The sequence below is a fragment of the Bacteroidota bacterium genome (assembly GCA_034439655.1).
Taxonomy (GTDB): Bacteria; Bacteroidota; Bacteroidia; order UKL13-3; family UKL13-3; genus CANJUD01.
This window is the reverse complement of the sequence record JAWXAU010000181.1, coordinates 1-25,287: the sequence shown is the minus strand read 5'-3', so window position 1 is coordinate 25,287 and position 25,287 is coordinate 1. Positions and strand designations below refer to the sequence as shown.

At 37.3% G+C, this 25,287-nt stretch carries 21 protein-coding genes; 12 read left to right on the top strand and 9 right to left on the bottom strand.

Annotated features, from left to right (window positions below):
• Window positions 1-176 precede the first annotated feature (176 nt).
• Window positions 177-1,325: a DeoR family transcriptional regulator gene (locus SGJ10_13735; protein ID MDZ4759183.1), complete on the bottom strand. Its 1,149-nt coding sequence runs from the start codon at window positions 1,323-1,325 to the stop codon at window positions 177-179.
• 270 nt (window positions 1,326-1,595) lie between these two features.
• On the opposite strand from SGJ10_13735, the gene SGJ10_13730 reads away from it, so the two are divergent.
• Window positions 1,596-3,038 (top strand): LysM peptidoglycan-binding domain-containing protein, encoded by a 1,443-nt coding sequence (locus SGJ10_13730; GenBank protein MDZ4759182.1) that lies wholly within the window; start codon window positions 1,596-1,598, stop codon window positions 3,036-3,038.
• Between the two features lie 86 nt (window positions 3,039-3,124).
• Here SGJ10_13730 and dnaG read toward each other — a convergent pair whose 3' ends face one another.
• The gene (gene dnaG / locus SGJ10_13725; protein ID MDZ4759181.1) at window positions 3,125-5,035 is read right to left on the bottom strand and encodes a DNA primase; all 1,911 of its coding nucleotides are present in this window, start codon (window positions 5,033-5,035) and stop codon (window positions 3,125-3,127) included.
• A gap of 246 nt (window positions 5,036-5,281) precedes the next feature.
• On the opposite strand from dnaG, the gene SGJ10_13720 reads away from it, so the two are divergent.
• The 5 genes from SGJ10_13720 to SGJ10_13700 all read left to right on the top strand — a co-directional run bounded on the left by SGJ10_13720 (window position 5,282) and on the right by SGJ10_13700 (window position 9,506).
• Complete coding sequence (locus SGJ10_13720; GenBank protein MDZ4759180.1) at window positions 5,282-5,764, top strand: DUF4293 family protein; 483 nt, start codon at window positions 5,282-5,284, stop codon at window positions 5,762-5,764.
• 1 nt (window position 5,765) lies between these two features.
• Window positions 5,766-6,716, top strand: coding sequence for an EamA family transporter (locus SGJ10_13715; protein MDZ4759179.1), 951 nt, complete (start codon window positions 5,766-5,768; stop codon window positions 6,714-6,716).
• A gap of 204 nt (window positions 6,717-6,920) precedes the next feature.
• Window positions 6,921-7,586 carry a class I SAM-dependent methyltransferase gene (locus SGJ10_13710; GenBank protein MDZ4759178.1) on the top strand — a complete coding sequence of 222 codons (666 nt, stop codon included), beginning with the start codon at window positions 6,921-6,923 and terminating at the stop codon, window positions 7,584-7,586.
• Window positions 7,587-7,835: 249 nt separating this feature from the next.
• Complete coding sequence (locus tag SGJ10_13705) at window positions 7,836-7,961, top strand: hypothetical protein (protein ID MDZ4759177.1); 126 nt, start codon at window positions 7,836-7,838, stop codon at window positions 7,959-7,961.
• 264 nt (window positions 7,962-8,225) lie between these two features.
• A complete protein-coding gene (locus SGJ10_13700) occupies window positions 8,226-9,506 on the top strand; it encodes a DEAD/DEAH box helicase (GenBank protein ID MDZ4759176.1) in 1,281 nt (426 codons plus the stop codon).
• A 782-nt stretch (window positions 9,507-10,288) separates the two neighbouring features.
• Here SGJ10_13700 and SGJ10_13695 read toward each other — a convergent pair.
• Entirely contained in the window at window positions 10,289-13,144 is a 2,856-nt protein-coding gene (locus tag SGJ10_13695; protein ID MDZ4759175.1) for a carboxypeptidase regulatory-like domain-containing protein, read from the bottom strand.
• 103 nt (window positions 13,145-13,247) lie between these two features.
• Here SGJ10_13695 and SGJ10_13690 point away from each other — a divergent pair, with 103 nt between their 5' ends.
• From SGJ10_13690 to SGJ10_13680, 3 genes are all read left to right on the top strand, one after another.
• Window positions 13,248-14,168 carry a hypothetical protein gene (locus SGJ10_13690; GenBank protein ID MDZ4759174.1) on the top strand — a complete coding sequence of 307 codons (921 nt, stop codon included), beginning with the start codon at window positions 13,248-13,250 and terminating at the stop codon, window positions 14,166-14,168.
• 26 nt (window positions 14,169-14,194) lie between these two features.
• Complete coding sequence (locus SGJ10_13685) at window positions 14,195-14,698, top strand: DUF2480 family protein (GenBank protein ID MDZ4759173.1); 504 nt, start codon at window positions 14,195-14,197, stop codon at window positions 14,696-14,698.
• A gap of 113 nt (window positions 14,699-14,811) precedes the next feature.
• Window positions 14,812-15,273 (top strand): Lrp/AsnC family transcriptional regulator, encoded by a 462-nt coding sequence (locus tag SGJ10_13680; protein ID MDZ4759172.1) that lies wholly within the window; start codon window positions 14,812-14,814, stop codon window positions 15,271-15,273.
• 83 nt (window positions 15,274-15,356) lie between these two features.
• Here the strand turns inward: SGJ10_13680 and SGJ10_13675 are convergent, their stop codons facing one another.
• The 5 genes from SGJ10_13675 to SGJ10_13655 all read right to left on the bottom strand — a co-directional run bounded on the left by SGJ10_13675 (window position 15,357) and on the right by SGJ10_13655 (window position 20,799).
• Window positions 15,357-16,496, bottom strand: a complete 1,140-nt coding sequence (locus tag SGJ10_13675) for a glycosyltransferase family 1 protein (GenBank protein ID MDZ4759171.1) — start codon at window positions 16,494-16,496, stop codon at window positions 15,357-15,359.
• A gap of 9 nt (window positions 16,497-16,505) precedes the next feature.
• Window positions 16,506-18,644, bottom strand: a complete 2,139-nt coding sequence (locus SGJ10_13670) for a biosynthetic peptidoglycan transglycosylase (GenBank protein ID MDZ4759170.1) — start codon at window positions 18,642-18,644, stop codon at window positions 16,506-16,508.
• Between the two features lie 151 nt (window positions 18,645-18,795).
• A complete protein-coding gene (gene frr, locus SGJ10_13665) occupies window positions 18,796-19,359 on the bottom strand; it encodes a ribosome recycling factor (GenBank protein ID MDZ4759169.1) in 564 nt (187 codons plus the stop codon).
• A gap of 119 nt (window positions 19,360-19,478) precedes the next feature.
• Window positions 19,479-20,195, bottom strand: coding sequence for a UMP kinase (gene pyrH / locus SGJ10_13660; protein ID MDZ4759168.1), 717 nt, complete (start codon window positions 20,193-20,195; stop codon window positions 19,479-19,481).
• A gap of 43 nt (window positions 20,196-20,238) precedes the next feature.
• Window positions 20,239-20,799 (bottom strand): hypothetical protein, encoded by a 561-nt coding sequence (locus SGJ10_13655; GenBank protein ID MDZ4759167.1) that lies wholly within the window; start codon window positions 20,797-20,799, stop codon window positions 20,239-20,241.
• 32 nt (window positions 20,800-20,831) lie between these two features.
• On the opposite strand from SGJ10_13655, the gene chrA reads away from it, so the two are divergent.
• From chrA to SGJ10_13640, 3 genes are all read left to right on the top strand, one after another.
• Window positions 20,832-22,031 (top strand): chromate efflux transporter, encoded by a 1,200-nt coding sequence (chrA, locus tag SGJ10_13650; GenBank protein MDZ4759166.1) that lies wholly within the window; start codon window positions 20,832-20,834, stop codon window positions 22,029-22,031.
• A 733-nt stretch (window positions 22,032-22,764) separates the two neighbouring features.
• Window positions 22,765-23,295 (top strand): hypothetical protein, encoded by a 531-nt coding sequence (locus SGJ10_13645; GenBank protein ID MDZ4759165.1) that lies wholly within the window; start codon window positions 22,765-22,767, stop codon window positions 23,293-23,295.
• A gap of 145 nt (window positions 23,296-23,440) precedes the next feature.
• Window positions 23,441-24,040 carry a hypothetical protein gene (locus SGJ10_13640; protein MDZ4759164.1) on the top strand — a complete coding sequence of 200 codons (600 nt, stop codon included), beginning with the start codon at window positions 23,441-23,443 and terminating at the stop codon, window positions 24,038-24,040.
• 115 nt (window positions 24,041-24,155) lie between these two features.
• Here SGJ10_13640 and SGJ10_13635 read toward each other — a convergent pair whose 3' ends face one another.
• On the bottom strand, window positions 24,156-24,662 hold the full coding sequence (locus tag SGJ10_13635) for a cold shock domain-containing protein (protein ID MDZ4759163.1): 507 nt from the start codon (window positions 24,660-24,662) through the stop codon (window positions 24,156-24,158).
• Window positions 24,663-25,287: the final 625 nt, after the last annotated feature.

Genomic DNA, 25,287 nt, shown 5'->3' with positions numbered 1-25,287 from the left:
TTTGTCTGAACCATCCCTGATAGATTCAGTGTTATGGATTTAAGGATTCCAAGGATTATTCTCCATTCATGCACCACCTGTATTCGGCAATAATGCAGTGAAGATTTTTTTTTTAGTGGCTCCGATTTTTAAAGATTTTTCGCATTGACGCAATGTTCAAGATGACGGAAGGGCACTTACAATATCGCTTGATAACGCTGCAACTTGGCGGGCAATGGAATTCCCATGTTCAAGGTATATTTCACGCCCCTCCCCTCGCCTGTTACTTTTATGAGGCCACGTTCGGCGAGTTCTATAAAATCGCGTTGTAGAGTTTTGCGGTTCACATCGAAAGTGTCGAATAATTCTTTGGTTTGAATTACACCTTGCCTATATAATACTTGCATAAGCTGCTGTTGGCGTTCATTCAATCCTTGGTGACTTTCAAAATTTATACTACCTGCCTTTTCAAATACATAATTAATTACATTTTTGAGACGCGGGCCGGCAGTATTATAATGTGTGTTATTGGTATAATAATTTTTGAGATTGTCCTGCAAAGTTTCCAAATATGCTTTATGAAATTTGTAGCCAAACTTAATATAATCTGTAAAATCTATGGGTCTGTCTAATTTCGCTTCTTTGCCTTTTTGCATGGCTGTTTGACAGAGTGAAATATATACTGCCTTATGTTTGTATAATTGTTGTTCGATAACCAATAACCCCGCCAGAGTGAGGTTATGACGCAGCAACCAATTAAATTGCAGCAACCTAGCTACTCGTCCATTTGCTTGCCCCCATGGGCCTTTCATCATCACAAAAAAATGTATCACCCACGATTGGGTAAGTGGATCCCACTGTGTATCGTGCTGTAAAAAATCGCAAAGGGCTGACATGCCGGTATCATATAATAATGATAAATCCACCCCTTGATAAGTATATATTTGACTGGTGAAAAGATCATTCTTAATGCCTTCGGGTGGTTTGCTAAAAAACACTTGCTGCATGTCATTAATCATATATACATCGAAGGGCAAGTCCATGCGTTTAAACAAATACATCTCTGCCTGGTGATAGCCCATTACTTCACGCTCTAACTGTTCGAGCGGTTGTTTTTCGTTATTCACCAATTGTTTTACGTGTTCAAATTGGTAATCTACACCTTCGAGTGCGGTACTATAATGAACCCTATATAAAGCAGATTGTAGTCGTTCTTCTTCGATGGTATTTTCGTCCAAATCGACAAACCTAAAAATACCCAACATTTTGGCATAAGCATCCAAAGCACTTTGTCCTTCGCTATCGGGCAAATTGATTATAGGGGTGAGCAGTTTGTCTATGACCATTTTTTACTGCCACGAAAATACAAGTTCATGTCCTGAAGCAGCTATTGGGGTATATAGCTAAAAACTGTGCATAAACCTTAAACACGCGTCAGTTGGCTATTTACGTAAAATATAATGTGCAAAAAATTGTATGCTTTCAACTATTATAATATTGAAAAAAGATGATTTTGGTAGTGTTCACAAAAAAGGAATCGCAATATAGGTAATGTGCAAAGGTGGATTACTTTGCCGAATTCAAAAATATATACTTAATTATCTTGCACAAATTTTATGGCTCAAAAACACAAATACATTATATATATACTTGTAGCCTTAGGTCCTATATGTACTTATGCTCAAAAAAGAATGAGTACTGAAGAGTATATAAATAGATACAAACATATTGCCGTAGCGGAAAAGTTTCGTTCGGGTATCCCTGCCAGCATTACGTTAGCACAAGGAATATTAGAAAGTGGTTCAGGAAATAGCCGCCTCACACAGGAGGGGAATAACCATTTCGGCATAAAATGTAAAGGCACCTGGACGGGCAAAACAATATTAGAAGACGATGACGAAAAACAGGAATGCTTCCGTGCTTATGATAGTGCCTGGCAAAGTTATCATGACCACAGCGATTTTTTATTACATAACAGTCGTTATAGTACTTTATTTAATTTGGATGTTACAGATTATAAAAGTTGGGCCTACGGATTAAAAGCAGCAGGCTATGCGACCAATCCTGTATATCCGCAAAAATTAATTGAATATGTAGAAAAATACAATCTGCATCAATACGATTTAATAGTTCCAGATTCTATCGAAAAAAAAGCAGTGGAGCAAGAATGGAAAGCGGAAATTTCAAACTATATAGAGATTAACGAAACGCCCGCACTTATTACCAAAACGGGAGACACTTGGCAAATGATAGCCAATGCAAATGATATGCGTGTATGGCAAATTACCAAGTATAATGATCTCAGCGATTCCGAAGCTTGTCATGCACGAGACACTATATACCTAAAACCAAAACGCCGCCATGCCACAACAGACTTTCATATAGTTAAACCAGGGCAAACGATGAAAACTATTTCTAAAATATATGCACTCAAACTTAGCAAACTGTATGATAGAAATTTGATGACGATAGGCGAAGAACCAGCATCTGGCGAAAAAATATATTTGAATGATGAACGAAAGGAGAAACCAAACTTATATATCCCTGTCGCCATCAGAACTACCAAACAACCTACAAAAGAAAATGTTAAAAAAGACAGCATTGTTAAAACAAAAATAGAAGAACCAAAAGATACAGTAGTTGGTTCCGTCCCGAATAAGATTCGGGATTCGGGAAACCACAAAAATATAGATACTTCATCAAGCATCATAATATCAAATCCCAATATTCATATTGTAAAAGAAAAGGAAACATTATATAGTATTTCAAAAAAATACAATATAACTGTTGATGAACTCAAACATTTGAATGGGCTTGACAGTAATAGTATAAAAGTAGGGCAGGAATTAAAAATAAAACCGACCACAGTTCAAAAAACGCTACCTAAAAAAGATACAATAAAAACGCCTGCTAAAAAACCTACAACCTACACTGCCAAAAAAGGCGATACCATAGGTAAGGTTGCCAAAAAATTCCATTTGGACAAACCCAAATTAATGAAATTAAACAAACTAAAAATTGAAAAATTAACTGAAGGGCAGAAAATAAAATTGTATTAGCATTTATTGCCGTTGACTTAAGTCAACGGCAATAAAAGTCAACGGCAATAAAAGTCAACGGCAATAAAAGTCAACGGCAATAAATGCTACCTTATCACCACCGACCCAATAGTCTTGCTCAAAGCCTTCCGCATTTCCAAAATTTCTTGTTGAGCTTTTATATTCAATTCTTGCTCTTCATCATCTTTTGGATTCTTGATCATATCACTAATAATTTCCATCAACTTATCTGTTTTACGCAGCTTCAATCTGTTAATGGCCGATACCACATCCTGCAGATAATTTTGCTCTTGTGATTTTACTTGTATCTCATATCTTTCGAACCAATGCGGGCTTGCCAAATATTTTTCTGTGAGAGCCGTTACTGTAAATTGTGAAATGGAAGGATCGGGATGGTTCACAAAATGATTGGTATTGGGTACTTTTCCTTGTCCTTTTAAAGTATCATAATATTCACAAATTGTCTTGCTCAAATTATCTTCCAATTCAATACCATTATTTTCCAATTCTAAAAATACAAATTCGGCAACAGTTTGCCCCTCGTTCATTTCCATATCGCCAAATAATAATAATACTCTTACTAAGTCACGTTCCTGCCAATAGTCAAAAATATCTTTTTGAATTTGTATAGACTTTTTTTCTTTGACTCCTGAAGTAGCTTCCTTAAATCCAGGATCTGTATTTTCTCTCTTTTGTCGCCGAATGCGGGCTATTTCACCCGTAAATATTTCAGCACCCAAATCGAAGATGCTGGAAAGTTCTTTTATATATACTTCACGCTTTAAACTGTCGGCAATCTTGGCCACACTCTCAGCCACATTCCGCATCACCTCTGCTTTGCCTATCGGGCCTTCTGCATCTTTTAATAATAAATCGGATTTGAAAGTGATGAAGTCTTTTTTGTTCTTTTTTAAAAATGCTGCAAATGCTTCGCCGCCCAAAGTTTTGCAATATGAATCTGGATCCTCTCCTTCAGGAAAAGCAACTACATTCACATTCAAACCATTCTCAAGCAACATATCAATTCCCCGTAACGAAGCTTTGATACCTGCAAAATCGCCATCATATAAAACTGTGACATTATCTGTAAAACGTTTGATTAATTTTATTTGTCCCTCAGTTAACGAGGTGCCCGATGATGCAACTACATTCTCAACCCCACCTTGGTGCAGTGTTACCACATCAGTATACCCTTCCACCAAATAACAATTATCATGTTCCTTAATGGCTTTTTTGGCGAAATAAATTCCATATAATACATCACTTTTATGATATACATCGCTCTCGGGACTGTTTAAATATTTGGCAGTCTTTGCATTTTTTTCTAATACCCTGCCTCCAAAACCTATCACTTTCCCCGTAAGGTTATGGATAGGGAACATCACCCGTCCTTTAAAAAAGTCGAACCATGTTCCGTCTTCGCGTTGCTTAATAAGTCCACCCTTTTCGAGGTATTCTGTTTTATAACCTGCTGTAGTGGCTGCATTAATAAATCCATCCCATTGGTTCAGGCAATAACCCAATCCAAATTTGTGCATAGTATCATGTCGGTAGCCACGCTCTTCAAAATAGCTGAGTCCTATATTTTGGCCTTCCTCATTGTCAAATAAAGTTTTTTCGAAATACTTGCTGCTCCAGTCTATAGCCACAAGTAATGATTCACGTTCCTTGTTCTCAAGCCTTACTTGGTCGGCATCAATATTCTTATCTTCTTCAATTTCTATATTATACTTTTGAGCCAAAAATCGGAGAGCTTCCGGATAGCTCATGCTCTCATGCTCCATAATAAAATGAACCGAGTTCCCCGCTTTGCCACATCCAAAACATTTATATAAACCTTTAGTGGGCGATACTGTGAATGACGGAGATTTTTCGTTGTGGAAAGGACAGCAGGCTACATAATTCACCCCGCGTTTTTTGAGCGATACAAATTCTCCCACTACTTCGTCAATACGAACGGTGTTGATTATCTGATCGATGGTGGAGGTTTTTATCATGACTTATGATGGGAACAAAGTTAACTATTTAATTAGCCATGTTTCTTAACAAAATTAAAAGTTTTTTCACAGCCAATGCAAAATATTTGAAGTTCTGTGTTCATCTTCGCAGTGTGAAATCCCAACGTCATTCTGAGGGAGGCACAACCGAAGAATCTCATCAAGCGGAGACCTAATTTGTATTCGACCCCGACAGATTCTTCGTGGGAAGCCCACTCAGAATGACGTTTAATTATAAATTGTAAAATGATCCAACGTATCCAACACCTCTATTTATTCATCAATTTCCTATTGGCTTCCTATTTTGCAACGATGCCCATTATACAACTCAATTATATTTTTAAAGGACATGCTTATATACAATGCATAACGGCAACCGACCTCACCATGAGGGTTGATGGTGGTTCCTTAATTGTGAATGATACTTTTTTGTTCCCACTTATTACAATTTGCACCAGTTTATTGCTTTCTTTCGTGGGCATATTCCAATTTCGTAACCGAAAATTGCAACGCGGTAACTGCTTTCTGAATTATTTATTTATCATACTTTTTATATTATCTATTATAAAAATATGGATGGGTATTCAGAATATTGATGTATTGGAAATTACCACGCTTAGCTGGATTAATATTGCTTTAATGATATTGATGCTAGTCCTCAACTATTTCACCGTAGCTGGCATCAACCGCGACGAAGCATTGGTTCGCTCAGCAGACAGACTTCGTTAACATGGGTATTATATATGCTCTGCTCACGGTAGTGTGCAGGAGCACTGCTGTACTAGCTTTTACCAAAGCATCTAAAATATATGAACCTGCATTGGTTAATAAATCAAGATTGGCGTTAGCCACTTTATTACTATTTATATTTTCTTTTTTTATATTTTTGTATAATGGTTCGGATATAATAACTGAATTTGCACTACTCAAAAACTCCCATTGGTTTTATTTTGGCTTATCGGGAATTGTAGGATTGGCTATCGGAGATTACTTTGTATTTAAAGCATTTCGTGCTATTGGTTCTACGTATACAACACTTATCAGTTGTGCATCACCATTGGTTGGTGCTGTTGCGGCTTATATGCTAAGTGGGCAAAATATTAATATAATAGGTTGGTTGGGAATGACAATTACAATTGGAGGTATTATACTCGTAATTGCAAGCAAAACGAATACTGCAAATAAAGCACAACTTATAAAAGCAGGATTTATATATGCACTCATCTCTGCCATCTGCCAAGGCTTGGGACTCGCCATCACACAAATGGGCCGGGAAATCGACCCCATTAACATGCCACAGCCTTACACTATAGGACTTATACGTATGTTTTGTGCTACGCTTATTATCATATTTTCCGATGCTTCTCGTGGTAAGTTTAATATATTTCCACTTGCACCTTTTATACAAAACCCCAAAGGCATTATATATATTATTATAGGTACTATCTCTGGTCCCGTATTGGGCGTAAGCTTTAGCATAGCCGTTCTTGCTTACCTCCCCGTTGCCGAAGCACAAACAATATTTGCCAATTTGCCTATAGTCATTATGCTCTTCAATACCATTGCAGGAAACGAAAAACCAAAACCTATTATATGGTTTTATCTGTTACTGTGTATTGGGGGTATTATAGTATTAGATATGAGGGAGGAGTTAATGTTAGTGCTAAGGGTTAAGGAATAAGGAGTTAGAACTTGCGGATTAGTACTCCTTATCGCTTATTCCTTTCCCTTTAATTCATACGAAAACATATTTTTTTTGATATTCAAAAAGATAAACCTACCTTTGCCTAATTGCTTCAAAACTCAAATTGTTTGTATTCAAATTATTACAACGAACATTTTTATTAGGTCGCATAAAATATATCTATTATTTAAAAATAAAAATATGTCAGGTAAAAATACACTACCAGAATCATTGATAGATGATTTAAATTTAAAAATTTTCTTTTCTAAAAAAGTTTCTTTTTTTAGACATTATCAAAACAGTTTTCTTATAAAACACAGCAATGATTTTGACTGCAATATTGTAGAGATTGGTTCGGAAAAACAATATAATCATTCAAGCTTTTTTACAAAGAGCAAGTCATACCTCAACACAAATATTGGTGGTGATTGCGATAAAATACTAGATGCCACAAATATCGATTTTGCTGATAACTCGCAAGAGGCATATATATGCCTTTCGGTGCTTGAACATATATACGAAATTGATAAAGCATTTAAAGAAATTAAACGAACCCTTAAACCTGGAGGTAAGCTATTGTTAGTTATACCGTTCTCCTACCCTATTCACGATAAAGTTGATTATTGGAGGGTATCAAAAGATACCTATATAAGATATTTTGGCGATGAATTTGAAATAAAAGATTTTTGCCATTTAGGCGAAACTTTTTCAACGATGATTGAAAACTTGTCAAGACCAAAGACAAAATGGAATCTGCGTTATACTATATATAAAATGCTTGCCCTTGTTGTTTTATTATTTGGTAAAATATTTGGCAGAATGGATAATTTCCCCATAGGTTATGGTTTGTATGCAGTGAAGAAATAAGAATTTAAAGTGCAAACAAACAAGCAGTAAAGGTCTTCCGATTTAAAAAAGTATTGTAATACGAAAATTATTATATTAATACGCTGTCAAGTTAGCAACGCTAATTGAATCCGAACATTCGCCGTGGCGAATGCCTAATTGGGGGAGTATTTAGGGGTTAGGAGTTGACGCGTGATGGGAGTTTTTGGTACAAAAAACTAGAATGAAAAAGATATTTTTTTTGTATCTTTGATGATATAAACTCCAACAATGGAATTAGTAAGAGAACCACAAAATGTTAACTTCTATGTTTTGGACAAACCATGGACAGAAAAAGAACGAAAAGAGTTTAGTGCTTATATTAAAACACGCAAAGAACAACGTAAGAAAAGATAATCTAAAATAGCGACAACAAAACGAAAGAAAGCGGTTATATAATTATAGTATTGGAGGGGAGGGAGGAGATTGTTATAGTACTTAGGGGTAAGTGCTGACGCGGGATAGGAGTTTTGTTTGTATCGCGTTAGAAACGCTATAGGAGGCCGAACAAATCACATTCGCCGCGGCGAATGACCGATCAAGGGGGTACAGAGCTGACGCCGCTTGGCACTTACTCTTTATTCCTTATTCCTCCCTTCTCCCCTATCTTTGCAACATATCATGACTTTCTCCGAATTAAACCTCAACAAACAACTCCTCAACGCTCTTGCTGACATGAGTATGACCACGCCCACTGCTATACAAGAAAAGGTGTTCTCAGCAGTAATGTCGGGCAAGGATGTGTGTGGGATTGCACAAACAGGAACAGGAAAAACTTATGCATATCTATTGCCCTGTTTGCGTCAATTGGAATATTCCAAAGACAGAAATCCGAGGTTGATGATACTTGTGCCTACCAGAGAATTGGTGATACAAGTTTTAGATGAGGTTAATAAGCTCACAAAATATTTATCGCTAACCGCAGTTGGTGTTTTTGGCGGGGTGAATTTAAAACCACAAATAGCAGAAGTTTCTGCAGGATTGGATATATTAGTTGGAACACCAGGACGCATTGTTGATTTAATTGCAACTGGAAATTTGCGTACCAAAAATATAAAAAAACTGGTGATAGATGAGTTTGATGAAATGCTCAATTTGGGTTTTAGAACACAGATAAAAATTATATTTGATAGTATACCTGAACGTCGACAGAACCTGATGTTCTCCGCTACGTTGAATGAAGATGTGGAAGCATTGATTGATATATACTTTCCCAATCTAGAAAAAGTAGAAGCCACTCCTATTGGAACGCCTTTAGTAAATATATCACAAACTTATTATCCAGTTCCAAACTTCCATACCAAAATAAATTTACTCAAATTATTATTGGATGAAAATGCCGACATGAGCAAGGTATTGGTATTTGTATCTACCAAACATTTGGCTGATTTGGTATATGAGTATTTATCAAACTCTATAAACAATATTGCTGTAATACATTCTAACAAATCGCAAAACCATAGATTCGCTGTGGTTAATGATTTCCAAACTGGCTCGTGCAGGGCATTGATTGCAACCGATATCATAGCCCGTGGTATTGATGTGGCAGAGGTTACGCATGTATTCAATTTTGATTTGCCCATGGTTCCAGAAATATATATACACCGAATTGGAAGAACAGGAAGAAAAGATAAAAAGGGAATTGCTATATCATTTGTGAAAGAAGATGAACTAGAAAATTTGGAAGCTATACAGAAATTAATGAACTATGATATTCCTCAATTATCGGTTCCCGAAAACTTAGAAATTTCCGATAAAATTATTAGAGAAGAAGAGCCTGTAGTGAAAATGAAAACTATCAAACTTAAGAAGTCTACTCAGCATGTTCCTGGCCCTGCATTTCATGAAAAATCTGCGAAGAATAGTAAGGTGAATGTGCGGAGGCCTAGGAAGAAGCGGTAGTAGAAATATCGTTGCTGAAGGGACTTATTCAATATAGCCATTTTTTTACCTATCTTTTATATATAACGAGACTGATTATAGGTATATATAAATGCATTGCTCAAATAACACAATTATTCTTCAAATTTGCCGTTCATAATTTAAGATGAAATAGCGTAAGGAATATACGGTATTGGGCTGAAGCGAAATTATATTAATATTTGATTTGTGTCGCGTTAGAAACGCTAAATAAGGCCGAACAAGTCACATTTGCCGTGGCGAATTCCCGATTGTGGCTATGCTATGTGCGGCCGCGTAAGGGATAGAAGCCGGCATCCCGCTAGATAGCGGGATAAGGCATATAGCCCGACGCCGCTTCGGCGGCACGCCCCAAAATAATACCGAAACTCAATATATAATAGTCCAAAAGAAAGGGACTAAATGTATTGTAGTTCGGCATTACCATTCTACAAACTAAATCCGCCACAGGCGGAGAACTATTTTAGTTTAAGAATTGATATAATATATAGATAAGCTTAGTGAAAAATATTGTGCTTGGTGATTCGCCGCGGCGAACCAACCAAAGGTAAACGAAAACTAGTTCGCATCAACTACTTTATACTTTTAGTAAGACACACCCTCGCCTCCCACATCCAAAACGCACTCCCCTCTCCCCGCAATAAGCGGAGCAGGCAAGAGGGGAAGTCTTCCAAACACAACTTTTCTAGTAGATTTAAAAGTATAATAATTCGTAAATAAATATATACGCGTGAGCTACTTTATACTATATACTTTATACTCCCCTAAAACTTCACCAACACCCCAACCATATAATGTCTTTGCTCCGAATAGCGAGAAGGATCAAGGGGAGGAAGGCCGCTGCTGCGTGGGTCACGAGGATCTATGTAACGTGGGTCTTGCCACTCAGTGGGAACATTTTGGCCTGATTTGTAGGCAGTGCCTGTTACAGGATTTATTATAGTGGCGTTTCTATTATTTAATATATTTGTGATTTCAAAAGTGAACGCAATTTGTGTTTTTTTAACCGTCCACCATTTCCTAAAATTCATATCAATCCAAAACCATGAAGTACCTAGCTTGCTAAACTTAGCATCGGGATTGGGATCTTGTACAAATATAGGACGATTGGTAATAGGTTCGTTGCCTTGCGATATATAAGGCGTATAACGACGGCCCGACCGGTAGTTCATTTCGGCATATAATGCAAAACGATTGAAACGATTATTCCATAAACCTTTTTTATCGGCAACTTTATAAGTGAGATTCATTTTTGCATCGATAGGTCGGTCCCATGCAAGGTAAAATTCTTTGGTATCTTCGCGTGCACCTGTGGCCAATAATTCCTTCAACGCTTCGTTAGCCGACGAGCTTTGCCCTGTTGCTATCATATATGATATAGATGCTTGCCCCACCAAACGATTTTTGATACGTTTTATATAAGTTACTTCAATGCCACGCATACGTGCATAGTCGCTATTGATGCGGAGTGTACGGCTTACCATACGACCCGTTGCATCAGGAATTAATACAGAGGCTGAAGTTACAAAATCGTATTTATCTTTCATATATGCCGATACATTTAGTGCATCGTTTGACGTAATTTCACTTCGCAATCCTATCTCATAACTTATATCAACTTCGGGATTGAGATTTGGATTTCCCAATCGTGCAATGGTAGAACGATCGGTATATAATGGATTTAATCCTGCATATATATAACTGGGGTGTGGCAATATAGTAGTATGCCCATAATTGAAATATAACATTTGCTTATCGCGGATTGGGAAAGAAGCAGCAATGCGTGGCAACATCCTAAACTTATATCTTCTGTCGAATAATTTTACCGTGCTTTTTATATAATCTTGTCGCACTTGTTCTAATATAGGAGCATTGGGATTTGCAATGGCTGCATCTACATATTTACCTGGTGCCCAATATTCGAAACGCAAACCCAAATCTGCAATTAATCCTTTGTATTTTATTTTATCAGTAACAAAAAAACCACCGCGTTGTACATTCACTTTCCATATATCACTATTGTCGCCTAGGCGAAAACTTTGTGTATATTGCCCATTGGCTAATTGTATGGGAGCCCCAACCCACGGGCGGTTTACGTCAATCCATTGCAGTTCTTGAAACTTCATTTCTGTTCCAAAATTTACACGATTAAATTTATTACTATAATAAGTTCCGTTCCATCTAAAAACATATTCTTCCACATAATGACTATGCCATAATGTTGCGATACCATTATTATTATATAAACCACTGGTAGGATTTACAAAATTGAGTGAATCGTTTTTGCTAAAATAAGTAACGGGAAAAGTAACAATATTATCGGGATCCATTTGCGTATTCACTACATCGGGTCGCCACTCACGGCCATTGGCATCGGCACGAAGTTTTACAAACAAACGCGAGAAAGTAGTTTTGTGTGTAAACTTACGAGTTGGTGTATGTTGCAAAGTAACGATGGCCAAATAACTATCATGTGTGAAGGTATTTGCATTGTCCATTTGCTTGCTAAATATATATTGATAACCGGGATTAAAACCCACATCATTCCCTGTTACACGCAGCATATTTATGTCTTGGTTCACCGTGAGCGAACGCACATACGAAAATGATAATTTTAATTTGGGGTTGAAATCATAATTTAATTTTACCATCCCACTCCATCTATTATCTTGATAAGGTGTCCATTTGGTATTGGGATATAATGATGATATAACTTGGTTGGCGGGATTGCGTGTATACTCATCGGTGAACGCAATTTTGCCAGCCGTATAAAAGCGAAGTTTTTTTGCTTTGCTTCCATTCATTGCTTTTTTAATTTTAATACTTCCACCATAATTCATTTCCAAACTTTGTTGGTTGAAAACGGAATTCCAAGTTTTATAATTCCCAAAATTATCGCGTTTGTATTGTGCAAATATTTCAGTTTTATCACCACCGCTTTTAAGTTTTGTACTCACCACACCTGCAGTTGCATCGCCCACATCGGCACCAATACCACCTGTAGTTACTTCTATATCTTGCACTGAGTTTGAACCGAGGTCGAGTCCAAAACCAGTGCCGCTCAACGGGTCGGTAGCAGAAACACCATCCACCAAAAATCCCGTTTCATAGCTTCGGCCACCGCGAATATTGATTCCTGCTGGCGAATTCATGACCCCTGCTTGTGTATTGATAATTTTTTCTACACTTCGCACGGGGCTAAGCTCTAATTGCTCCTGCGACACATAACCACCCGACTGTGGTTTTTCGATATCTATCAATTTACGCTTACCAATTACTTTCACCTCTTGATCCATGGTAACTACAATGGGTGCCATCTCCACATCCTGCTTAAGTCGCTCGTTTGCAGTAACTTTGAGGTCGTTGTATATTATTTTTTCATAGCCACTCAGCACAAACTCCAAGGTGTATTCGCCCGCCTTCAAATTGCCAATTTCATACATTCCCAACGAATCTGTTTTGGTGGTTTTGGCAGTACCTTTCACATTGATTTGTACAGCAGCAACTGGCATTTTTGTTGTGCCAGTTTCCATTACCTGCCCAAATATAGCACCCGTTTGGGCATATATATAATGTGCCTTTATAATGATGATGATAAGGAGTAAAATTAATTTCTTCATGCAACGGATAAGATGACAATATTAAGCGTACAATATTAAGCAAACAAAAATTGGTTGATAAATTCACACAATAATCCTGCAATTTTGTCGTTCATAATATTGTATGCAAAAGACTATTCTAATTTTTACGCTACTGTTGGCAGGTATGGCCTGTAAAGCCCAAGAGAGAGGTCAGCCACAATTCGATTCCTTATATGATGCCGAAATACAACTAGAGGGCTTATCACATTATTTTATCAATGATACCAGCGAGAATGTCCGTCTGACCACTACTTACTTTTTTGTTAAAACACTGGTGAAAGCTCTTAAAATAGAGCATTCGTATTTTTATCCTTTCGATTCGCTCAAAGCTGTTTCCATTCAAAAACCAGAGGATGATAAGTTCCGAATTTTTAGTTGGCACCTGCGAATGCACAATGGCAGCTACCGACAATATGGAGTTTTACAATTCAATCCTGAGTTTATTAAAACTATCAAACGCAAAAAGAAGGATGCTAATATACCAGCTTATATACCTTTAATTGACCGCAGCGATAGTTTGTTAACCAAAGATGCTGAGATGGCTATCTGCGGCACTGAGCAATGGTTTGGTGCATTGTATTATAAAATAACTACGGTAAAATATAAGAAGCAAACTTATTATATGCTTTTGGGACTCGATAAAGCCGATAGTAGCTGCAACCGAAAAATAGCTGATGTGCTCACTATTGATAAAAAAGGAAAAATAATATTGGGTGCTCCTGTATTTAAAAGACTTAATGACGAAAAACTAAAAAACCGCTTTATACTTAGTTACGCAGATGATGCCAATATTATATTGCGTTACACGGAAGCATCGCCCGGAAATTTTATGATTGTGTTTGATAATTTAATTCCCTCGCCCACTCCGATAAAAGGTAAAAACAATTTGATACCCGATGGCTCGTTCGATGGGTTGAAATGGGAAAAAGGATTGTGGCAGCATAAGGAAATAGGCGATATGGATGGCATTAAGACCAAAGGGGAACCTGGTAAAACAAGATAACAAAAAAATTGTTATAATATATTAATATGGATGAATTTGTAAACAAGGTAGCCAATAGTGGACTTATTACTTTCAATCTGGAAGATTACTATGACCTGAGCGAACGTGCTATTTTCGATATTAAAGATTGCTTGTTTATGGGCTTGGTGCTAAAGGAAAAAGATTTCAGGGGATTTATAAAAACCAACGATTGGTCAGCATACAAAAATAAGCATGTAGCAATTACTTGCAGTGCCGATGCTATAGTGCCCACATGGGCATATATGTTATTGGCAAATGCACTGCAGCCTTATGCCAAGCGTATTATATTTGGCGATATACAAATGCTAGAAAGTATATTAATTACTGAGGCGTTGAACAAAGTAAATATACAAGATTTTGCAGACCAGCGTGTGGTGATAAAAGGCTGCGGCGACTTGCCTGTTCCCACTGCTGCTTACGTGGAGATAACGGCCAAACTAGCCCCTGTGGCCAAAAGTATTATGTATGGTGAGCCCTGTTCTACGGTTCCTATTATGAAGAGACAGTAGACAGTAGACAGTTTGTAGTTTGTAGTTTTGCTTCCGTCAGCACTTTTAACTATTCACTTTTAACTGTTAACTATCCCCTACATTTGCAAACCCCCTAAACTATAAAAAACACTATGCCACAACTTGACAAATTAGACATTGAAATTCTTAATATTCTGCAGCAAGACTCCACCATTTCCGTTAAAGATATTGCAGAGAAAATTGGATTAACTACTACACCTACCTACGAACGTATGAAGCGTATGGAACAGGACGGTATTATAACAAATTATGTTGCACTTATCGACCGGGAAAAGGTGGGACTAAGTTTACTTGTATATTGTAATATTGTATTAAAGGAACAATCGAAAAAAGCACTACTTAATTTTGAAAAATCTGTTATGAAAATGCCCGAAGTAATAGAAGTAACTAGCATCTCGGGCAATTATGATTATATGCTAAAGATTGTGGCCAAAGATGTAGCAACCTATAATGATTTTGTGGTAAATGTAATTTCCAATATCCCTAACATTGGTCAATACCACAGCAGCATAGTTTTAAAAGAAGTAAAAAAAGAAACGGCTTACAAGGTTTAGGACAGTAGACAGTACAGCAAGCAGTATATAGTTGGAAGTTGGAAGTTTTGTTAACGCCATTAACCCCGCCGCAGTGGAAACCATTAACCATTACTTAAAACTTCTATAATACCTTCAACCGACCCATTCCAAGTATATCTTTTCGCATTTTCAAATCCTTTTTGTATAAATTCCTGTGTCTGTGGTTTGGCACCCTCACCAACTACATTGCTACTAAGTTTTTGCATACATCTATATATTTCTGTAGGGCTAAGCGGGTTTGCCAACAGTGCTGCACCACCTGCTACTTCGGGCATGGATGATATATTGGAAGTAATGACAGGCACACCGCACTGCATGGCTTCTATAATAGGTATTCCAAAGCCTTCGAACAATGACATATAACATAATGCAGTGGCTGATCCGGTTACTTTTGCAAGTTCTATATCATCTAATCTTCCTGTAAATATAATATGCCGTTTGCAAGCTAAAGTATGATAGAGTTCGTCAATTAGCTTATTCTTCCATGCCTTTCGGCCAGCTATTACTAGCTTAAAAACGCTATTGGGATTTTGCTCATGATAATACTCAAAAGCCAATAATAAGTTTGCCAAATTTTTGCGGGGATGTATAGCACCTACATATAAAAAATAGGGATTCCCGTTTGTATATTTTTGTTTGGTTTCAGAAATTTGCAGAGCATCTAAAGGTTTAAAAATATCGGAAGCTGCATTATTGATAAGTTTGATTTTATCGGATTTGATATGATATAGGTTTTGTATATCAATAGCGGTGGCTTGCGATACAGCTAAAATATTTGCAGCCTTCTTGGCGTATCGGGGAAAGAAATATTTATAATGCCATAAATTCACTTTACTCACCCCTTCAGGATAGTGCTCAAAAGCCAAATCGTGGAATACGGGAATTTGTGGTATATTACTTTTCAAACTCAAATACCCATCAGGCGAGAAAAATATATCTGCTTTATATTTTTTGAAAACTCGAGGCAAGGCCACTTCAAACCACCACCAAAACAATATTGGATGCCTTGCTTGCGGACTCACTACAACCGGTATTACATTAGGCCCATATATAAATTGTTTATCATAAGGTCGGTCAAAAATAAATATAAATTCCCAATCGGGCTTGGCTTTTACAAGCCTGCTTAGTGTTTCATGCGAGAACCGTCCGATGCCTTCTAATCGCCCGGCTAATAAGAATCTTGCATTAACAGCTACACGCATGACAATATATTAATAGTCTCTAAATTTCATCTCATCCAACAACATGGGAGGACTATCATATAACTCTGTACTGTCTGAAACTGGTATCGTTTTACGTAACATACTTTTTGCCGGTCCACGCAATACCACATTGGGTTCAAGCCCTGTAGTATCTTCTGGGTTTATTAGTTTTCGTGCAACCATTAATCCTGATATCTGATTATAATAACCCTTATAGTGTTTCTTTAACATTTGGGTAGTATCATTAAAACTACTGGCAAACCATTTAGGACGAGGTATGATAGAAGCCATAAATATAGCTTCCTGCAAGTTGAGTTGCGAAGGCGATTTTTCAAAATAAAAACGGCTGGCCTCTCCCACACCATATATGCCAGGCCCCCATTCTATAATATTCATATATACTTCCAGCATCCTTTGCTTGCCCACTATTCCCAAATTTTCTATCATCCATACCAATAACATTTCTTCCATTTTGCGTGACAAAGTTTTTTGCCTACTTAAATATATATTTTTTACCAACTGCATAGAAATAGTACTGCCCCCTCTGATAAATCTTTTATATACATAATTTTGTGCTATGGACTGTCGTATCGATTCTATAATAAATCCCCGATGCCCAAAGAATGCAGGGTCTTCAGTGGTAAGTACCGCATTTTTTAAATATTCAGATATATTATCATACCCGGTATAATCAGGATTATCAGGACCGATAACTATCTTTTTAGCATTGCCATATTCATAAGTAGTATATACAAACTCTCCATTTATTAAAGGCAGATAAGCTTTTCCGTAACGTTTAATTCGGAAATTTTCTTTTTGCATATCCGAATTAAAACTTACATCCCAAGGGGAAGTATCGCACAAATGGCAATCCATGCGATACGTGAGAAACCCTTCTGCATCTATTCCTGCCAAACTTTCGAACATGCCATCAGGCAATGAATTGAAAAAATCGTTGGCAATCATACGATCGGTTGCCAATTTTAAATCATAATCTATTACAGGGCTGCGTTGATAGCGAAAATAGGGATGTACATTTATTTTATTCAGTTTAAAAGTACTACTGCTATCTAATGTTATATAGTTTTCGCCAACCATAATATGTATATCGCCAGAGCCCACTGCAACTTTCACATCATTATTGGAAAGCCTAGGGTGATTGATAACAATATCCTTCATCTCGGCAAAAGTTTTCAGTACCAATTCGCCATTATCATATTCCACTTCATTCAGTTTCAAATTCAATTCTTTCGCCCCAAGTTTCAGTCCCATTTTTTCCTGTATTAAGGGCATATACATCATATCAAAGTCACGACTTTTTATTTTTACATCGCCTGTCATATTATCAGGGTCGAACAACCCCTCTACTTTAAGTCGCTGCACTGAAGCTGTGTTTACTGGTGTATTTATTATTTCAATTTTTCTCCTCTTATTTTTTACTTTTTTACTTTCTTCTTTTTTACTTACAACTTCTTTTTTACTTACAACTTCTTTTACAGGAGTAGAAATATCTATATTACACTTCAATTGCTCATCATTCAACCTTAGACCATCGGCTTTTATATAATAATTATTCTCACCACGGGTATATGATATCGTAAAATCTCCGACTTCTATTTTCCCCGGAATTTGCCCCAATATATTTTTGATAATTCTATATCCTTTCTGAGCCAAACTTACTTTGGAACTGCTTTCCACTTCGGAACTATCACTTTTTTTGGTAAAATTACTATAATTTGTTCGCGTGGAATCGTAACGTACGAGCCTTGCATAACCCTGGTCTAATTGCAAATGCGAGAACATAATATTCCCTGTTATAAATTTCCATATACGCAAACCTGTGGAAGCTTTTCCAATATATAATAAGGTATCTGCATTGTCAGGAATGAGAGCCATCTTGGTAATTTCCACATTGGCAATTCCTGATATAGTTGCTGAGCCCACTACCAAAGTTGCATGGTAATTTTTTGCTTTGGCTTGGGCTTTTTCAATTGCCCAATTTAATAAATTTTGTCTGAAAAAGAATGCTAACAAAACTGAAAGTATGATAATACTTCCTAAAGAAATCAAAGTAATCTTAAGCCATCGAAAACTTCTACGTTTTTTAGGCGTATCGGCATTATACAAATTTTTTCGGCGGCCAAGCAAAATTATTTTACAATTTGAATTTTATATTTTTTTAGGATCTAGGAGCTAGGGGCAAGGAATAAGTGCGATGCGGCAGATGCCACCCTGAATGCGATCCGACAGCTATCGGACGAAGGGCGGCAACGCCTCCTTACTCCTTATTCCTTCTACATTAAACAGTCATTATATCTTTTTCCTTCGCAGCCATTACGCTATCAACTTTAGCTATGGTTGCATTCGTAATTTGCTGAATTTTTTCTTCACCTCCTTTCATATCGTCCTCGCTCATCCCATCAGCTTTTAATTTGCGAATGCGTTCATTATAATCTTTACGTTCGTTGCGAATAGTTACCCTAGCATGTTCGGCAGCAGCTTTTACATTCTTTACCAAATCGCGGCGGCGATCCTCGGTAAGTGCGGGAACTAAAATGCGTATTACATGTCCATCATTAGTAGGATTGAAACCTAAATTAGCATCCGTAATGCCACGCTCAATAGGGCCAATAGATGTTTTATCGAAAGGTGTTATAACCAAAGTGCGTGCATCAGAAGTGCTAACTGTTGCAACTTGATTCAACGGCATATTCATACCATATACTTCGGCATGAACCATGTCCAACATATTAGGAGTTGCCTTACCCGCACGAATCCGAGAGAACTCATGCTCAGTATGGCTCAAACATTTTTCCATGGCAGCATTCATGCCATCAACTAGTGGTTTTATTAATTCATTCATAACGAAACTATTTTAAATTTTATAATTATAATTTTTTATTTTATTTCTTTAGGAGTAAGGAGCTGGGATTAAGTAGTAAGGCCGTACGGCAACGCCCCCTTACTCCTTACTCCTTATTACTATTTTACCAACGTCCCTATTTTTTCTCCCATCATCAATCTTTTAAAATTGCCCGGTTTGTTCATATCAAAAACTACGAGAGGTAAATTGTTTTCTTGGCATAAAGTAATAGCTGTTAAATCCATCACGTTTAAACCTTGTTTATATACTTCCGAAAATGTGAGTTCATCATATTTGGTTGCACTAGGATCCTTTTCTGGGTCGGCAGTATATATACCATCCACTCGTGTACCTTTTAAAACCAAGTCGGCTTCAATCTCCACAGCCCTAAGCGATGCAGCAGTGTCGGTTGTGAAATAAGGATTGCCAGTACCCGCTCCAAATATTACTACCCTTCCTTTCTCCAGATGTCGAATAGCCCTGCGACGAATAAATGGCTCACAAATCTGCTCCATTTTTATCGCACTTAGCAATCGTGTTTTTATTCCATGTTTTTCTAATGCTCCTTGCAAAGCCATTGAATTAATAACCGTGGCAAGCATGCCCATATAATCGCCTTGTGCCCTATCCACTACGCCGCCTTGCACCCCTTGCACCCCTCTAAAAATATTTCCCCCTCCTATCACAATTCCAACCTCCACACCCATATCAATGGCAAGTTTCACTTCACTGGCATATTGCTCAAGCACCGCGGGGTCGATGCCATACTGCTTATCGCCCATCAAGCTTTCGCCGCTCAATTTCAATAATACACGTTTATATTTTAATGGTTCCATTTTAATATGATATACTTGATTTATGGGTTATTATTTCCCGATTTTATCGGGATGGTTTTTCATCGGCAAATTTAGTGGCATATTCTTCAATTTTGGGAGCAATTCTCGCATGCTCCGATTGAACATGTAAATAAGGCTCAATCTTCTCTTCTACCATATCTTCCAAATGTTCGATGTCATGTTTTTCTATCGCAAATGCTTTTTTAAATTCTTCCTCGGTCATCTTTTCCTCTTTTAAACTGTGGTTCAAATTTTTAAGTTGTTTTTTGAGTTCAGCCAATTCTTTTTGCAAATCGGCTTTATGTGTAATTACCTGTTTAAAAATTCTTATCTCGTTTAAATACTGCTCCAATACAATTCCCATTTCCAGAGTTATCCCAGTATCTTTTACTTTCAACAATCGGTAAATTTTTTCCATTTTTCGAGTTTCGGCACCCAAGTCATCTGTATCAATATTTAATTTATCCTCTATCTGCGATAGGCCATAGGCAAGGCTGTCCACCTTTTTTTGCCTAAGATCACCACTTCCATTTTTGCAAGCTTGCTGGGTTAAAACAAAATTGATTACGCAAAAACAAATTAAAATCTGTGTGATATATTTCATGATGGGATACATTTGCTGTGTGAAAATAAAAAATGGATAAGTCGGGGGCAAAAATAATAGAATTACGCAAGCTTGCGTTCCTCAAGCAAGTATTTTGGTTATCGCTAACAGCTTTCGGTGGTCCACAGGTTCATTTTACGCGTTTTACCGATGTGTTGGTAAAAAAACGCAGGTTCCTGAGCAACGAAGAATTGCTCGAAATAAATTCCTTTTGCCAAATGTTGCCCGGGCCTACAAGTACCCAAACTATTACTACTATAGGGTATCGCCGCGGCGGTCCTGTATTTGCAGCGGTCACTTTGGCCATTTGGGCATTGCCCTCCTGTATTTTGATGGGGTTGCTCGCCTTCATTGTTTCTATGTGTGGCAATAATATTAATGTAGGAAAAGCATTACAATATATACCTGCTATGGCCGTGGGGTTTATGTGTTTTGCAGCCATACGCTTCACGCAGCAAATGGTGAAAAGCAAAGTACATGCATTCATTTTACTTTTCACTGCATTGGTTCCTATTATATATAGTCATCCAATTTTTATTCCTATACTTTTGGTATTGGGTGGTTTTATTACCAACTTTACAACGGGCAAAACTTTGGTGAAACCGCAAGACTCATTTGCCAATATCAGATGGGGAAATTTATGGGTTTTCATAGGTGTGTGGGTTATTGCAGCATTGCTTGGGAATCTTTTACATAATCGCCCCGCCCTGTTGTTCGAGAACACCTATCGCTATGGAAGTTTGGTATTTGGAGGAGGAAATGTATTGGTGCCTATGATGTACGATCAGTTTGTATTGTTCAAAGAATATATGGACCACCAAACTTTTATGACTGGGGTGGGCATGAGCCAAGCTTTGCCGGGCCCCGTGTTCAGCATATCAAGTTATGCTAATGGTATGGCCTTAAGTGGCATGGGTGGCTGGGGTTTACTGCTGGGATGTGCCATCGGCAGCATCGCTATTTTTTTGCCGGGGCTTTTACTTATCTTCTTTTTTCACCCTATTTGGTACCGACTCAAAACCTATAACCGTGTGCAAAAAGCTATAGAAGGAATCAATGCAGCATCGGCAGGACTCGTAGTTGCGGCGGCTGTATTATTGATGCGACCTGTACATTGGGACTGGGGAAATGCGGGTATTATAGTACTTACCGTTGCTTATTTATGGTGGGGCAAATGGCCCTCTCCTATTTTGGTTTTGGCAGTTTTGATTTTTGGGATGTTTGCGGGGTGATGTTTTATTATACACCACTTTCATAATTCGTGCTATAAATCATAACCCAAGCAAGGGCGGGATTAAAAAAAGCATAACCACGAATATTTTTTGTATTATATAAAAGTCCTTTTATATTTTAGACCTCAACTGTTTCAATAATTATTTTTAAAGAAAGATCAGTTTCTAATCTTATACCAATTCTTAAACTAAAATAGTTCTCCGCCTGTGGCGTATTTGGTTTGTAGAATGGTAATACCGAACTACATTATGTTTGGTCCCCTTTTTTTGGGACTATTATATATTGAGTTTCGGTATTATATACTTTCAAATTCCTTACTGTGAAGAAGATTTTTTAAATATTATAAAAATGATGAAATTATTTTTTGGTATTATCCCAATTCTTATATTACTATAGTTCTCCGCCTGTGGCGGATTAGTATTGAGAGTTGTAAAAACGAGCAACGACCCGAAAGCGTTCAAGATTTGGCCACCTCCTTTTTGAATATTATATATTGATTTTCGGTGTTGTTGGCAAAGATAAACGAATACTGGAGGAATGTTAATTTCAAAAATCGTACTATATTTGTCGCACAATAAAATCGTAAAAAATTCGTTTAACAATTAAACCACCCGATGGCCCCGCCGCGGCACGAGGAGCAGAGGCAACCATTCATCATTCATTCCGCCGCGGCGGACATCATTAACCATTTACCCCGCCACGGCGGGAATCATTAACTATTAACCATTATTTATGGAATTTATTTATATCTTGTATTTCACCATCCCTTCCCTTATTGTAGGGCTATTGGCTTACCTCATGCTTACTGCATATTTCAACAATGAAGAAAAGAAACGCAATATGCAATTGAGGCTCAAAAACGAAGAACTTTTCACCCCATTACGTTTGCAAGCTTACGAGCGTATGTCGTTGTTTCTAGAACGAATCTCACCACCAAACTTATTGCCTCGTGTAAGTCAGCCCGGCATTAGTGCCAAAGATTTTAAGCAATTATTAATAGCGGAAATAAACCATGAGTACCAGCATAACCTTAGCCAACAGATATATGTGAGCCACCAAGTATGGGTGCTTATCAGGGCCGTAAAAGAACAGGTGGTCAATATGGTTAATGTTTGCTACACCCGCATGCCCGAGGAAGCCAAAGCCATCGACCTCAGCAAAGCCATCTTTGCGGTGATGATAGAACAAGACGAAAATCCCGTTCAAAAGGCCCTCGATTTTTTAAATAAGGAGGTGCATATCATTTTTGCAGGGAACGAGTGAGAAGTTAGGAGTAAGGTGTAAGGGAAAAGGGAAAAGGGAAAAGAGGCTGACGCAAGTAAATAATTTTCGACAGCTAAACTTTTCTTATTTCCAGTTGTCGAAAATAATAACCTTTAAAGTCCTTATCCATTACCCCTAAAAAAAAATGTTTAAAATAGTAATATACATACTAATATTATTCATCGCCTCAAACACTTATAGTCAAACGCATGATTCTATTAAGTACGTCAAAGTACATTTTATGTATGGTTCGAGGCCATTAAAAAAATTTAAGAGCACAGAAAAACATTGGTTTGGTGGCATCAAAGGCGGGCATGTGTCGATGGAAATAGATTCGCAGGTTATTGGTTTTGTTCCATCAGGCAGGGTGCATATATTTAGGCACCGCAATAAAAAAAATAGTGCTTTTTCGGTTGAGGGAATTCAAAGTTGGGAGGCAGATACAGCCTCCATCAAGTATACTTCAGTGCTTATTCCACTTGCACCAATATCTTATCAAAAAATAAAATCTATCTTTCTAAATTATACCGATACTACTCCTTATGATTATGCATTTTTCGGGATGCGATGTGCTGCCGCAACATGCGAAATTCTATCACAAATTGGAATCACACCTAAAGGAAATATATATACTAATTTCTACCCACAGTTATTTCGCCGCCGATTAATTAAACTTGCCAACTTAAAGAAATGGAAAATAGTAAAGCATGGCGGGCGAAGCACAAGAAAGTGGGAAAGGGAATAGGTAAAAAAATTTTCTTTGAAGAAGGTGGCCTATCCTTCGCAAGCTTGCAGGTTTCAAGAGGTAGCTCTGTATTACCGATCTAAAAACTTGGACTATTTTAGTTTAAGAATGGGTATTACTCCACTGGATTAACACTCGGGGGAGGAGGAGTTACCACCTTTGGAGCAGCAACGGCATGTTTTACGCGAACAGCATTCATCCCCTTCTGACCCATCTCGGTTTCGAAGGTAACTTTATCGTTTTCTTTTATAGGACTTTCAAGGCTATTAGCATGCACAAAAACACTTTGTTGCGATTCGGAATCTTTAATGAAACCGTAACCTTTGTCGTTGTTGAAGAATGTTACCGTACCTGTTCTAATTAAGTCAGCAGGGTCAATGGGTTCTTGCTTGGCCACACTTATTTGAATGTCTTCAACATTAATAATTCTTTTCTTTTTGGGATCGGGAGGAGTTGAGGAAATATTGCCATTCTCATCCACGTACACCATCATGTCTTCAAAGCTCTTCCCCTTGTCGGAGTTGGCTTTACGTTCTTCTTTCTTTAACTCTTTGTCTTGCTTCTTTCTTAACTTCTTCTTCTCTTTCTCTTTCTTGTTAAATGTTTCTTGTGCTTTACTCATAATTTATTTTTATAATGGTGCTTGTGTTTTATATCACCAACCTTGCAAAGGTAGGATATAAATGATGGATTATTTTGGAATAATAAAATTTCTTATAGCACCAACCATTGAAATCAAGTGCTTCCTTTTTTCGTAGTTCAGTCTCTCGCAGCGGACTCAGCGGGTATTAATTCCTTCCGCCATTTATATCATATGCATATTTGATATAGAATTTTCCAGGATTTCCATTTTTAAAGACTTCCACTGAGGTTAATTGTCTAACTCCACATTGATTAGTATCTACATTGTTAAACATTACTGTTGCGGGATAATTACCTATTTAACTCACATAAAATTTATTTTCAAGTCTACGAGTATTTCCTATAATGTTATAGGTTATTATATTGCTAAACGCAAATGGAGAATTTGACCTGTCAAAATTCAGCGTTTTAATTTTATTTTCTGATGGAAATCTTTCCAGATCACAACTAATATATTTTGAGTTGGTAATTCGGTATTCTGAAATATTTATTGATGTTTTAGCTGGAACTGTTAGTTTCTTTTTTTCAATAGACCTCTTTCATAATTCAAATAAGAAAAGCCAAATTATAACGGACACTTTATTTTATTGTAGTATCGCTCGCCG